This is a genomic window from Flammeovirga aprica JL-4, assembly GCF_012844305.1.
GTDB classification, from domain to species: Bacteria; Bacteroidota; Bacteroidia; order Cytophagales; family Flammeovirgaceae; genus Flammeovirga; species Flammeovirga aprica.
On the sequence record NZ_JABANE010000154.1, the window covers coordinates 1 to 15,342 of the forward strand.

A 15,342-nucleotide genomic window follows, 5' to 3' on the forward strand; every position below is an offset into this window, starting at 1 on the left:
GAAAAACATTACTATAAATGTGGTAATTTTAGTAACGGATGTAGCTAGATCAACCTAAAATAGCCATCACCCATTTTTCATTACCAATTGCAGGTATGATGAAGCATCAAGTCCGAAACCATCTTGAGAATTTTTAAATAATTTCAAAAAGAAATGATTCGATTTCTTTATCTCAATCAGTGTATTATATAGATCAAAAACTATTGTTTTAATATTATCCATTTCTAATTATTGTGCACTTTTTATTTTACTCTTAATACTTGATTAGGCAAGGAATCTAAATTTAGTTTTTCGTATCTATTTCGTCCTTTGTTTTCGTACAATGTAACTTCTCCTTGACCAAATACTAATTGAAAGTATTTATTCTCCTTTTCTTTAATTATTATTCCGTCTAGGTTATAGTCATCAGAACAATGAGCTGAAACTTTATTCAAATTGATAAGGTTTTGAAGTTTTTCTATTGAGATTAAATCATGTGTAGATTTAAGGGTGTCTACAACATTATATTTAAGTAAAATTTCGCTATTTGACCAATAGAAAATATCACTTAGTTTAGAATAAACAGACAAATGATTTTTAGACATGTCCTTTGCATATTTAAACACTCTTTTACTAAATGTGTGAGTTTCATCTCCATCCAATAAAGTCAAAGTGTTTTTAGTTGGTAAAGTAAATTCTTTCGGTTGTTCCGGCCGATTATTTAGAGTTGAGTCATATCTAAATGTATCTCCTGTTCTTTTAAGAGGAAAAATTAGGTCTGAGTCATGTCCAAAATGCATAAGGTTTGATTTTAAGTATAATTTCATCTTAGTCGTATCAAAGTACATCAGGTGGTATTTTGTTTCTCTCCAACAGTCGCAGATAGAGATGTCTTTATTCAACGACCTTTTGAAATCATTACTAACCCACAATATTAAACTGTCTAGTCTATTTCTGTTCGTTTCTATTAAGTTGGACTCTACTTTTATTTCAGTTTCTATTGAATCTGCATCAGCATGACCAGATTTGTTATTCCTTGAACATGAAGAAATTAAAATCGAGATTGTGAATATGAGTTTTATGTAATTCATTCCATTTAATTGAGTACAACGTCTAAAAAAAGATCGTTGGGTCTGTTTCGCTGTGCCAATGAGCTTTATTTACTGTGATCAGTATTTTTTTTAATCTAATTTACTTACAAAGTATCCTAAAATATTGAGAGATACCCAAACGAATAAAATCGATAATAACTCAATGATACCAATTTGCCAATATCGAATCTCTAAATTTCCTTTGAGAACTAAAAACAATATCAAAAAGCCTAAAGGAGGTAATAAGAAGTGAAAAAACCTATTTTGATTTTTTTGTTTGCTTAACCCATAAATGATAGATCCATTATAAATTGTTGCAATTAGAGCGTATGGTATGTAAAGGAAAGTACCAAAGATTATCACATTTGAATCAGACTCAATTATACCTATACCAATAAATATTAATAGGATAAACCCAGCTAGAAGTATTAATTGGCTCTTTATAAATTTTGAACTCACTTAATTTTAGTTTACTACTGATAAAACTGGATAAACACAACAATATTTACCCCTAAAAATTTAACGGATATACGCCATTTGGTACACATCCATTAGTAAAAAAACACTCCCAGCTCTTTATCAAAAAATTAGTTTGCTATTAGATTGTTGAAAGCCCTTCACAATTTATAGATTATTGTATTACAAATCAAGAACAAAAACTTTTCAAAAAAACCATAATCAATTCGTGAGCAAATGCAATTTGCTATTGAAATTGTAAGAGTTACGATGCAGTCACTTGCATTTCGGAATGTTTGGACATAAAAAAAATCCTTGAGAGGGAAGTTAAAGAGGTTTAGCGATGAATGAGATAGGATAATTGGGGTGTGAAAGAGGGTTTAAAAAAGGTTTAGACGCATTTCTTCTGTTCTATTTCTTTTAATGGATTTTTCCAAAGGGTAAATGTGATTTCGTTTTTGATTAAAGCACGCATCCAATAATATTTTGGAGAGGATGCTGTTATATACTCTTTTTGGAGTTTTATATGTTCTATCAAAAGGTTAAAGAGTTCCCCGTCTTTATGATATGTTATTTTTTTTATACCCCGTCGCATAGCATATTCTTTTAGAAATGAGGTAAACGTAAACCTTATTCTAGAATTTAATTTTGCTTTATAATGTCGGTCTGAATACCACAATAAAAATCTTCTTTCAGTGTGTAATTTATAATCGTTTTTTCTGTAAGGGTGATGTCTGAATTGATTCTTCTTACTTGAGCCTACAAACTTCTTCCTTGCTAGGAATAGTTTGTGAGCATATTCTGCATTGTACTTTTTAGTTTTAGGGTTCGTGTTGCGTTTCAACTCACGATAGATTGTAGAAGGTGATACTTCTAAGCCTTCGGCAATTTCCTTGACAGAGAACATCTTTTCTTCTATGAGGCGTTGGATATTTTTTCTTTGATAAAGTTGAAGGTTTTTCATAAGACCTTTTGAATAGTCAGTTTAATAAAATCGTAAAGCGATTTAAATGTAATACGAATGCATTAAGAATCAAATAGTTTGCTTTGTTTTTTGTTGAAAAATCAGAAATAGACTGAACTACATCAAGAACCATTGAATAAGCGTATACATCATGAATGTTAATCTTAATAACACATTTTTGACAAAACACCCTATCAAAAATTAATTATTACTCTAATGCATTATTCTTTCTCATTTTCTCAATCCGTGGTATTTGTCGTAGACTTTCAATTACTTGAAGATCTTAGAAAAGAAACATTTGGTTTGTGAATTAAATTGTTTGTTTTCAGGAGTATATAAAATTAATACAATTTGAAAGATTAAGGATAAAGAATAGAAAAAGCATCTTCTACCTTTGTAATGTAATAATTTATAAAGAAGGTTTAGTTGACGGTTTTATCACTTCTTCTATCCGGCATAATAGAAGAACAAGAACATTAAAAAAACTTTTAGTAGTTAATAAGTAAATACTATCATTTCATAGAAAGTTAAAGCATAGATTTTAGTGAATCTATGCTTTTTTGTTTTTAAGCACTACGCCAAAATAATGAATACTTTGTAATCTAAATTATAGTATTTAGAAATCAGGAGATTTCTGATGATCAGTAGGACACGAATGACGCTTACGCTTAACATTCGCGCCAGTGGGGTTTCTACCATTTTTAGTTTGTTAGTGCTCCCCCGGCCTTGAAGGGAAAAGCGTTAAGAACTTCATGTATTGAGTAGTTAAAAATGATTTTCTTGTTTGAGCAAAGCGAGTTTAAAATCATTTAGGCGAGAGGAATGGAATTTAGCTTTTGACTTCAAAGCCTAGATTTTTTGCTTCGTTTTTCATCAATGGAAAAATGAAGAAGAAGGAAGCTTGGAAGTAGAATATAAAAAGCTAGAAGAAAAATCGATTGGAAGTCAGAAGTAATACAGTTTACAATGCTTTTAACAAAATAAAGGAGAGTAATATGCATTACTTTTTTCCTTCTACTTACTTATATTTGTCTACTGTAACTAAATAGAAACTAACACGGCTTAAAATGTTTGGAATATTAAAGCAAAACTTATGTAAAAACGCAAACGTTGTACATAGTCATCATTACAATTACTGCGGTACCTGTAAATCAATAGGTACATTATTTGGCAATAAAAGCAGAGTTTTTCTGAATAATGATATTGTCTTTTTATCAGCCATCTTAAATGATTTATCCAATAAGAACAGAGGGTGCAGTACTGAGAAGCTTGATAAATCTTGCTTCAAGCTACCTAAAAAGAACGAAGTTTCTTCTGTTTTTAATTTCACTTCCTCCCTCAATATTTTTCTTACAAAAGTAAAATTCAATGACAGTAAAGAGGATAATGGTGGTCTTAAAAAACTGTTGGTGAAAGGTGGAGAACTTTTTTATAATAATCATTTTACAAAGGCCTATAAGTCATTGCATGGAATGAACTTTCCTTTGCAAAAAGTGGATGGTTATTTAGCTGAAAACACAACATTGGAAGCCACGGCCCATCTTACTCTTGATCAATATACTGATCCAACTGCACAGATTACAAAATTGTGCTTTGAATTTGGAGCTTCATTGATCCATCAGTCAGAAGTCATGATTCAAAAGATTGGGGAAATAGGGACTTATTTGGGCCGATTGGTGTATTTGATTGATGCTAAAACAGACCTGGAAAAAGACAAAGAGAAAAACGATTTCAACCCCATCTTAAATAGTGATTTGATCACTTTGGAATCCGTTAATACGGCCATTCAAGAAGCTCAAAATCAACTTTGTGCAGCAGTAGAAGGTATCAACTTAACAGGTGCGCTTGAAAATCGTTATCTACGAAAAATTAGAAACCTAAATGCTTCTCAAGAACCTGGAAAGATTATAAAAAAGAAGAAACCGAAAGAACAGCCTCAAAACCAAGATCAGTTTAATAATCATGATGGTGGCTATTATGATGACGGATCTGATTGTGGGTGCTGTGATTGTTTGCCAGATATTCCTGTCGGTAAAAACTGCAACTGTAGTTCTAGTAGAGCAGAAGGAGATAGTGGCAGTGGAGGTGGAAATGACGGTGATGGAGGCGGATGCTGTGATTGTGATTGTTGCGGATGTTGCAGTTGTGATGGTTGTTGTTGTGGATGTGGAGATGGCTGTTGCTGTGATTGTGATTGCGGTTAAGAAAAGATAAAGAATGAAGGAAAATGAACCACCAAAAACCATTTTTCTTCATTCTACATCCTTCATTAAAAAGGCTCTTTCCTTAACTTTGTCGTTCAAAAGAGAAACTTATAAATCATGAAAAACGAACAGCAAGTACTACAAGATATTTATCAAAGCATCAAAAATCAGGACATTACGCTTTTTCGTACTACCCTTAATACAGAAATAGAAGATGCCGCTTTTTGGTTCAAAAGGTTTGGTGTTATCGCTAAAGAATTAGAAGGAATATCAGGAGTGAATCCTGATGCTCAAGAAGTTAGAAACGAGCAGTTTTGGTTGGAAATTATGAGGGCATTTATTGATGTAGTGCCGAGATAGGAAATTGAGTTAAGAGTTAAGTTAAGAGGGAAGGGTAATTTTTCTCTCTTAATTTCAAAAATATTAAATTTAGTGGTTAAGTATGAGAAAAGGGATGTTTTTTAATGAAGAATTAAGAATGTAGAAAATGGATCGTGCTGTGGTTCACTGACTATCACAAGAAACATTTTTGCTACATTATTTATTAAAAAACATCTGTCTTGGTACTTAAGTGTTGGGTTGCAGAGACAAAATACCGTGCACCACGACTGAAGTCATGGGCTTTTGGGGAGCTATCCCTCTTTACGTTTTTATTATTCACTTGATATGTTTCAATGATTTATATGTTCTTACATGTATCAAAATATGGATAGACCAAAATTATCATAACAAAATAGATGAATGAGGTGTCTTCCCAAAAGCCCATAGTTTTAACTATGGTGTACGCAATACCACATCACATATACAACCTGAGTCCAGCTTTTTACTCTTCAACGCTGATGAAGAATTTTTTTAAATAATAATGACTATCAGAGCAAGCATAATAATATCAATTCTCTTTTGCATAGGAAACTTCGCTTTTGGTCAATTTTCAACCAAACAATACACTGTAAATGATGGTTTGTCGATCAATGAAGTGACTGATTTATATGTAGATCAGCAGATGCATTATTTGTGGATTTGTACCAATAATGGATTGAATCGTTTCGATGGGCATCGCTTTGAAACAAAATATATTGAGCGAAAAGAGGGCAGAGTGAGTCACTTTATTAATGCTTTGGCAGAAGATCAGTCGCATCATTTTTGGGTAGGGACAAACAGAGGTTTGGCGCTTTATGATTATAAAAATGATCTGTGGAAAACACTGGATAAAGGCTTGGAGTCAGGGATTTATACACAGTTGTCACTTTTAAATGATTCATTGCTGTATGGAGTGAGAGACAATGATGAACTGATTGAAATCAATACCAAAACACAGGAACACAAGGTGATTGAAACCAACCTAATTGAAAGTATTTTTCAGTTAGAATCAGTACATGGAACACTTTATTTAGGGGGGTGGAAAGGACTGTATAGTTATGATCCTGTACGTCAGGAATTCAAACAGGAAGCGAAAGGTAAAATAAAGAATGCAAGTTTGATTAAATACCTTAAAGATGAGACCTTTTGGGTAAAGGACAATGGTAAGTTGCTGTACATTCCTGTGGTTAATAAAAAGCCGAAATATTCAAACATAATTGATGTTTCACCCCTTCTGAAAAAAAAGAAAAATGAAAAGTCACAGGTATTAGATGTGGCAGTACTTCAAGATCAATACTTGATTAGTGTGAATTCAAAGTTGAAATCCATTAAGAAATCAGATCTTACCAAGAAAAAAGTTGGGGTTAGTAGATGGGTTTCTACTTTAGAAGCTGTGAAAATTTGTGTGGATCAATATCAAAATGTGTGGTGTTCTACATGGAAGGAAGGTTTTAACCAATTGCAGAAAAGTACTAAACCCTTTAAAAGTGTGGCCTTCAATCCTCATCTAAAAGGTGTGCAACCCCTGAGGCATGTAAGAGGTTTTGCGGAAATAGATTCAAGCCAAATCTTAGTGGGTACTGAACAAAATGGCTTTTTTATTTATGATAGAGAGCAAAGGAATATCCAACCTTACCCTACAAAAACACCTTTCATTACCATTGAAAATAAGGTGCTGAATATGACAAAAGATTGGAATGGAAGAGTATGGACGGGACACCTTCAAATTGGGACAAGAGTATTTTTGGGAGAAGGTAAAGAAGAAATCAATCAGCAGTTTCGCTTTAGGAACAGAAGAAAACAATACATGGCTGTGAATGATTTTCTTGTAGATGCCACACAGAAGAAAATATACATGGTGGGGGCTTCAAGTGTTTATCAATACGATGATCAAAAGAAGGATTTTACATCAAAACGAATTGATGGGCGACAGCTGGACTGTATTGAAAGAGATAAAAGTACGGGGAATTTCTGGCTTGGTAGTGGGCAGGGATTACAGGTCTATGATGTCACTTTAAAGAACAAATTAGCAGACTATCACAAGCTGATAGAGAATGCAGGACTGGAAGATATTAGAATCAATACTCTATTTTTTGATCAGGAAGGGGTGCTGTGGATTGGTACTTATGGCGATGGTTTGTTCTATTATAAAAAGGAAAATAAAGCTATAATTCCAGTGTCATTGCCAGAATACCTTGATGTAAAAGTGGTGTATGCATGCATTGATGATCAAGAGCAGACCACACTTTGGGTCAGTACAAACAGTGGTCTGATTGCCTATCATAAGCCGACGAAAACATTTAAAAAATACACCGCTGAAGATGGAGTATTGGACAATCAGTTTTGTTATCGATCTGCTTTTAGAGCTGAAGATGGCACTTTGTTTTTTGGAGAAGCGAATGGTTTTACTTTCTTCCATCCCGATGATTTGAAAAGAAAGAAAAATACACTTCCTTCACCTCAGTTTTCAGAATTTTTTATTGGCCCCCAAAAAACACCTCTATACGGAGAGGAGGAGAACAGCATCACGATTACAGACAATTCTTTTTCTTTCCATTTTTTTACGCCTGAACTAAGCAATTCTGAAAGCTATACTTATGCTTATCAGTTGGAAGGTTTTGACAAAGAATTTAGATACTCTCACTTGAGTGATCCTAAAGCAAGTTACCATCATTTACCCTCGGGCCGTTATCGTTTTAAAGTGAAAGTGACCCGTCCTTTTTCAGACTGGTCCCAAGAAACATTCAGTCCATGGCTTGTCATCCCTTTGCCATGGTACCAAACACCCACAGCAATTCTAGGTTTTACATTACTCTTCCTTTTTGTATTTATACTCTCGATATGGATCATTAAAGAACAGCTTCAGTTAAAGAACACTGCTGTAATCGCAAGAATGGAACAGCAAAATACTGAAGAAATCAGTCGTACTAAACTCCGCTTTTTTACGGATATTACGCATGAAATCAGAACACCTCTGACTTTAATTTTAAGTCCCTTAAATACCATTTTAGAAAACAGACAATTCGATTTGCCCACTCAAAAAAGCTTGATGACTATTCAGAAAAGTGCCAAAAGGCTTTCTTCTTTAGTCGATGAGTTATTGTTGTTCAGAAAAACAGAAAACAATAATCTTAATTTAAAGCTGGAAGAAATAGCGGTGCACGATCTGCTTGAAAGTATTTGTGATTGGTTTAACTATGAGGCGGAAACAAAAAATATAACATTGAAGTATCAGTTTTCTGAAACGGCAATTCATGCGGTGATGGATAGAGACATGATCGAAAAAGTGTTAGCGAACTTAATCAGTAATGCATTGAAATTCACAGAGGATGGAGGCGAAATTTCGATCACTTGTGATCAACAAAATGGAGCAACAATTATAAAAGTAAAGGATAATGGAAAGGGAATGAACGAGGAGGAAGTAGAGCGCATTTTTCATCGTTTTTATGAATCCAACCCTTCAGAACATGCCGGTTTTGGGATCGGTCTTGAATTATCACAAAGAATTGTATTGGCTCACCAAGGCAAAATTTCTGTTGAAAGTCAGATGGGGCAGGGAAGCACTTTTAGTATAGAGATTCCTCAATTACAACCCAATACCGAAGCCTTTCAAAAGAAAGAGTGGAGCAAAGAAAAAGCAGTCTTCCCTGAAGCACATAACGGAAGAGTAATTCCTTCTCTTCTCGATGGCAAACTGCTTATCGTAGAAGATGATACGGAGATCAGAAACTATATCGCAGATTTATTTAAAGTACAGTTTTCTGTGACCTGTATGAAAAACGGTCAAGAAGGATTGTTTTATGCACAATCCAATCCCGTTGACTTGGTGATTTCAGATTATCAAATGCCCTTGATGAACGGAGTAGAGATGTGTCATCATTTAAAATCAGATTTGACCACCTCTCATATTCCGGTGATAATGCTGTCAGCTTTCAACGAAATAGAAGATCAATTGAGAGGCCTAGAAGTGGGTGCGGATGATTATATAGAGAAACCTTTTGAAAGCAAAATCCTTTATTACAAAATCACTAATCTCTTGAACACCCGTCAGCAACTCAAGAAAAATTTCAATCAAGGTCAACCTTTAGATTTGTCATCCCTCCCTCAACAGGATCAGCGTTTTCTAAAGCTTCTAAACACAGTCATCCATCAGGAAATTCAAAATGAAAACCTTTCTGTGGATTTTGTGGCTGAAAAAATGAAAGTAAGTCGTACCACTCTAAACAGTAAATTAAAAGGTCTCCTCAATGTAACAGCTTCAGAATATATCCGAAAAGAAAAACTAAAAGAGGCGTACCGTTTATTGATTGAGGAAGACTATAACGTTACGGAAGCAGCAGATGCCGTCGGCTTTTCATACGCTTATTTTAATACCCTTTTCAAGAAGGAGTTTGGAGTGCCACCGGGGAAGTTATGATACAACGTCCACACTGCTTAATTTCAATTTTTGGTAAAATATTTTCAATTATAGTTACTGTTGTAGGGATGTTGCATTGCAACGTCCGCTGAGCCACCATAAAAAACACTTTTTATGGACCACAACATGATTCGTTTTTTCCATCTCTAATACTTATAAACAGAACTAAAAGTCTTCAGACTTTTTCCAGAAATAGGTCCAAGTCACGCTTTCAGCTTAAGACTTGAATCAGTTTTTAATTTTATAGCAGAAAACTACACTGATTGACGTTTTATATTTCTCTAAAACAAAAAAGCAAACCATTCAAAATGAATGGTTTGCCTGTGAAATGAATGTCGATGATAATAGTTAATTTTTTATCAATTTGATGTGTTGACTGTTTTCAAATTGAAGTAGGTATATGCCCTTAATTAACTTTTGTAATTGAATGCTACCATTGGTGAGGACACCTTCCATTAAAAGGCGTCCTCTTAAATCCAATAGTTTATAAGTAGTCCCACTTTTTACTCCCGACACCTTGATAGTATGAATAACAGGGTTGGGGGCGATCGTAATTATGTTAGTTAATTTTTCACTTTCATGTGAATTAATGATTCTTCCTGAAGAATCTAAGATGAAATTATGAGTAGTCGTTGCCTTGTTTGTAGACCAATTGCCTCCCACTTCGCGGAGTGCTGCAAGTAGCCTATAATTATGACCATCAATTAAAGAATTGGGGGCCGTTAAAATGATTTCTTCTATGCCTGAACCTTTTTCTACTTGTACTTTTTCGGAGCTTATATACTCTCCCGTTTCGCTTTGAAGAATAAGGTTTAAGTCTCTTTGTTCATGTGCAGTGTAAGAGACATTGACTGTTATCGTTGCTTCATATTCTGATAAAGGGTCTATAAAACTAACGCTTTCAGGCATTTCAATGATGTTGAAATTTTGTTGTACTGTAACGATATTTTCTGTCCAACTTGCACCTACAGGCCTTAAGGCTATGGTGACAGAATAGTTTTCATTGATGACCAATGCAGTGTCAATTTCAATTTGTTCCGAAACTGTACCAACTCCCTTATCTACAGTTACAGTTTTGGATTGTATAAATCCACCTTCAGGGTCTTTCAAAATAATAACCACATCTCTTTCCTCATGAGTATTATAATGTACTTCCACCGGAAAGCTTAAGGTTGCAACAGTAAACTCATCCTTAAAACTTACAATCCCCACTGTTTCCTGAGCATTATGATTTGTCTGCTCTAAGCGGTCTGCTAATTGAAGATTGGCACCTGCTTGCATCACTCTGTTGCTTCCTTCCAGTGCTCCACAATCAGGATTGTCAGCATTTGTAATCCCATTTATTGCAACTCCAGCTCCTTTTGCAGAGGACTGATTGAGTAAATTAAAATCCCCATTATCTGCATCTGTGAAATGATTTCCTCCCTCAGAAAAGTCATAGTGCTGATTATGTTCTGGATTGAAATGATAATTATACTTTGCAACATGTGCGGTAAAAGCATCAAAATCTTCAGTCTCAATGCTCGGACTATTTTCTATAGCGACCCAACCTAAGTTCCCACCTGTTGCCGATAACTTTTGCCTTACATAACTCATTTTATAACCAGTACCGCTCATAAAAATATTGTTGGCAAAGTGACCGTCTTTCATATAACCGGTGGAGTGATTGATACCCAATTCTTCCCAATTGTCAATCTCAATATTCCAGATACTTATCCCGAAATCTACATTCCAGATTGTATTATTATAATAATTAACGGGCTTGTCCATCGGGTTGTACCTTGGCCCCAAGTATAAAAATTCACCATGCCTTGTAATCGAATGAGGTCCCGTATAATTATCGGCTTTGATATTGTAAATCAAGTTGTGATGTGCCGTATAATTTTCTGTATCCTCCATATAAAAAGCCGTTATCTTTTGCTTATTATAGCCACCGTCAGACACAGGTAATCCGTGTACATCATGAATTTTATTATAAGCAATCTCACTTCCCTTCATATTCAAGGCATATAAAGTACCAGTACTTGTCGCCTCAATTGGACCTGCATCTTCTCCCATTCTCATAGCCCCAAAGAAATCAGAATCAAGAATATCGAATTTTATATTTTTTCGAATTCTGATATGAAAACGTGCCGCATCACCAAATGTACAATGCTGTACTCTGATATAATCTCCGGTGGCATAAATCCCTGATGTGAAAATGCCCAACCATCCAAAATCTTCAATCAAACAGTTTTCAAACTGATTATTATTTCCACCTTTTACCGCAATCGCGTTACCCCATGTGTGTGCCACCTGTGTATTTTTGAAGGTGTTGTCAGAGCTATTCGAAAGATAAATCCCCGTTTTTTCAGTGTTATTATCCCCATATCCTTTTGACTTCCAGAAAGGGTACAAATGTCTAAAACTACAGTTTTCAATCTTCGCTTGATTGGTATTGATCATCTCCGCATTTCCAGCTACGAAATGAATTCCATCAAGATAGGAGCCGCTTGTATTATTCAGCACCAAAACCTTTTCACGGACTTGTACTTCTATACGTGTCTGATGTATCGCCTCACCATTTTGAGGGAAGTAGAAAACTGTATTTCCTTCTTTAAACCATTCCCCGGGGCTGTCCACCAAATTCTTATGCATCACAAACCCCCAACTGAATTTATGCTGTGTATTTTTGATGGCTCCAGCATCCTTCCAAACACCATTATTATGTGCCTTAAATGTCACCGAATTTCCTTCGTTGGCTGTGATATTACCGATCACATAATTTCGCATTTTGCCTGTCAGCCCCCTGAAAATTCCACCAGTTAAATCCACATTTGGGAAATTCTCATCTTCCAAAGTAGCATAACCATTGGCGTTTTCCCCTTCTTCCTTCCATACATCACTCAACAAAGCATATCCGCTATTTTCCCCCATAGGGTCCATCATTTCACCACTTGTATTATTAGGATGACGTCCCATCACTTGTTCTATACCATTATCAAACAGCTGTGTAAATTCAGTTTCAAATTTTAGATTCGAAACACTAGCTTGATAAACACCTTCTGCCATTCCAGAAGCTTTTGTCCATCCATTGACCACCTCTGCACCCGTTACCAATACATACTCATTCTGATAATTTTTAATAGTTAAATTATCCTTGTTGACCACTAATTTTTCTCTGTAAATTCCCTCGTGCACCTCTATAATATCACCATCAGAAGCCTTTGAAATCGCCTCATTGATACTATACATTTTCCCATTTTCTTGAACAGGGTTTGATGTTTCCCAGGGAATCTCATCAGAATAAACATGGTATGTAGTTTGACCTTTCGCCATTATAAAACAAAAGAGCAATGCAGTTGTGATAATAAATTTCATTTCATAGAATTTCAAAAGTGTTCTTCGTGTTGGTTATTATTACATGCTTGTTGTAATAATTTTGTAATTCAAAGGTGGAAGATCTTTCCGTCAAAAACTTTCGAATACAGCAGAATAGTTTTGATTTTGAAAAGTGAGGGTTTTAGGTGAAATGCAATGAGGGGTTTTTAAGGCGATTAAGGAGGTGTGAAAAATGGAAGGGGGGAGGAATTTTGGGGAGTGGGCAGTTTTTGAGGATGAATTGAGAATGGAAAAAGAAATGGTATTGTATGATGCTTAAAGTAAATTTTCAATCAAAATTCTATGATTTACTTCTAAGCGTCTTTCTTGAAGCATTTAAGACTGGAATCTAGGAAGATCGTTTTTACGGTGGTTCAGTGGACATTGTAATACAACATCCCTACACCTGCTTTCAATTTTTGTGAGAATATCTTTTATAATGGATACCGCTGTAGGGATGTTGCATTGCAACGTCCACCGGACCACAACAAGAACCATTTTTTAATGATGAATAAGTATATATGAATCGCATTGCAGTCCACAAAATGGTTTTTATGATGGTTCTTGAGCCACAAGGTATTGTGGCTCTTCAATAACGTATCACATTGATTGAAACAGTTCAGTTCTTCTATTCTAAATAGTATCTGCTATATCTCTCACCTCCTCAACACTCAAACCTGAATACAAAGCCACTTTTTCAATTTCTAATCCATCTTGAAGCATCGATTTTGCATTTTCAATTGCCTGTTCTTTTTTACCCTCTTCCTTACCTTGCTTTCTCCCTTTTTCAGTTGCAGTATCCAACGTATTCAAGTAGTCTCTGAAAATTTTCAGATCCTCTTCATACCTCAATTGATCGGCTTTATCCAATGCGGTAAATTCTGTAATGGAAAATACTTTTTTGAAGATATATTCTTGATAAAATGCGGGTGCTTCCGTAAAACTTTCTAATCGATTTAAAATGTAAATCCATTTATCAAAATGATTCGACAGTTCGCTTTCTGACTTCTTGAATTTTGGTAACTCTAGGTAGATGAATTTTAACTTATCGTAAAAAACTTCATTACGTTGGTTTTTCAATTCTACCACATGATGGAAATCTTCTGATAAGTCAAATTTGAAGTCCATCAAACTAATCACATAAACGGCTTTTAGTTCGTACTTCCACCCTTTACCATCGGGTTGACCTTTGGTGGCTTGTTCTTGAATAGGGAAAGTGGAATAATAAATCGTTCTGTCTTTAAAAAAGGTTTGGTGGGCACGCTGTAACTCCACGATAAACTTTTCTCCTTTCTCATTTTCACAATACAAATCAAAAATGGCTTTTCTATCCGTCTGATGAGCAGATAACTTTTCAGTAGATTTATACGTCAGATCAAATACTTTATCTTCCTCTGGCAAAACGGTATTTAAGAAGTCAATAAGGATATCTTTATTGTCTTCTTCTCCAAAGAGTTTCTTAAAACCAAAATCGGTAAATGGATTGATATATTTTGACGTGGCCATATTGTTTCAATTTATTTACCCCAAAAATAAGAAGAGAAATGAATAATTATGGTTTTGAATCAGAAAATTATAGTTGAATTTTTCTTACAGCATTATAACACCTGCCCATATTTAAGACAAAGTGTATCAGCTTAAACTTTTCTATTTTGCCTTGGAAGTTTTTAATAAAGACTATAAGTTGAAAACTTATTCAAAAAGCAAGTTCGCAGTGACGCTATTCCATTTTTACCACGAAAAGTGGGATGTCACCATATTAAATACAAGTTCATTATACTAAATAATATAATCATCAAAATTGAAAAAATTAATCTAAATTCATTTCTGGATTTTTTTTTAAATCGATCTGTTTCAAATAAAAAAGGGAATTCTGGATGAATATATATGTTAGTATGATCACCTACTTCAAACTTTTTATTCGATTTGTTTACTAGACTTAATTTTTCTGTTGGTTGAAAAATATTATTCATGTATTTATATTTAATTAAATATTGTGTGATTCCTGACTCTCCAGGCGTTTCTCCTAAGTCTTCTATTACCTCTGCTTTAATTAATTTTGAGACCTTACAAAAGTTAATGAAATATGAAAGTTTATATTTATAATAATTAAAAAACAACGTAATAAATGATATGTTAATAAAAAAATTAACCATTAGATTATTAAGTGGTTTTAGCATTATAATAAGGACTATTAATAGTACTCTTAATATGGCATTATAATTATATATGAGCCTTCCCCAAAAAGATATAAATGAATAATTGATACTCTCTTTAAATAGAAAAGGATCATTACTTTTTATTGAATAATAATCATTAAAAATAAATTTTATTCGATTTTTTTCAATCTTAGTATTTTTTACTTTCATCTGTAATACTTTGGTATGTATAAATTTTGATTAAGGTTTACATAATTAATGTATAGTTACCCCATCAAAATGGACTGCAATCTAAATTAATAATTAAGTAAATTGCAGTGTTATGAAAAGTAAAAGAAAATTCACCTCAGAA

At 34.1% G+C, this 15,342-nt stretch carries 7 protein-coding genes; 3 read left to right on the plus strand and 4 right to left on the minus strand.

All coding sequences use genetic code 11. The features are described 5' to 3' along the window. Nucleotides 1–242: 242 nt before the first annotated feature. Together HHU12_RS30635 and HHU12_RS30640 are read right to left on the minus strand one after the other, a co-directional pair. Complete coding sequence (locus HHU12_RS30635) at nt 243–806, minus strand: hypothetical protein (protein ID WP_169660552.1); 564 nt, start codon at nt 804–806, stop codon at nt 243–245. A gap of 1,111 nt (nt 807–1,917) precedes the next feature. Continuing rightward, entirely contained in the window at nt 1,918–2,490 is a 573-nt protein-coding gene (locus HHU12_RS30640; protein ID WP_169660553.1) for a helix-turn-helix domain-containing protein, read from the minus strand. Between the two features lie 1,067 nt (nt 2,491–3,557). Between HHU12_RS30640 and HHU12_RS30645 the strand changes: the two genes are divergently transcribed. The 3 genes from HHU12_RS30645 to HHU12_RS30655 all read left to right on the plus strand — a co-directional run bounded on the left by HHU12_RS30645 (nt 3,558) and on the right by HHU12_RS30655 (nt 9,471). Further along, nucleotides 3,558–4,694: a DUF5685 family protein gene (locus tag HHU12_RS30645; RefSeq protein ID WP_169660554.1), complete on the plus strand. Its 1,137-nt coding sequence runs from the start codon at nt 3,558–3,560 to the stop codon at nt 4,692–4,694. 117 nt (nt 4,695–4,811) lie between these two features. Next, entirely contained in the window at nt 4,812–5,054 is a 243-nt protein-coding gene (locus tag HHU12_RS30650; protein WP_169660555.1) for a hypothetical protein, read from the plus strand. Between the two features lie 502 nt (nt 5,055–5,556). Then, nucleotides 5,557–9,471 (plus strand): hybrid sensor histidine kinase/response regulator transcription factor, encoded by a 3,915-nt coding sequence (locus HHU12_RS30655; RefSeq protein WP_169660556.1) that lies wholly within the window; start codon nt 5,557–5,559, stop codon nt 9,469–9,471. A gap of 348 nt (nt 9,472–9,819) precedes the next feature. Here HHU12_RS30655 and HHU12_RS30660 read toward each other — a convergent pair whose 3' ends face one another. Next, complete coding sequence (locus HHU12_RS30660; RefSeq protein WP_169660557.1) at nt 9,820–12,831, minus strand: right-handed parallel beta-helix repeat-containing protein; 3,012 nt, start codon at nt 12,829–12,831, stop codon at nt 9,820–9,822. Nucleotides 12,832–13,464: 633 nt separating this feature from the next. Beyond that, nucleotides 13,465–14,337 carry an Rpn family recombination-promoting nuclease/putative transposase gene (locus HHU12_RS30665; protein ID WP_169660558.1) on the minus strand — a complete coding sequence of 291 codons (873 nt, stop codon included), beginning with the start codon at nt 14,335–14,337 and terminating at the stop codon, nt 13,465–13,467. Nucleotides 14,338–15,342 lie beyond the last annotated feature (1,005 nt).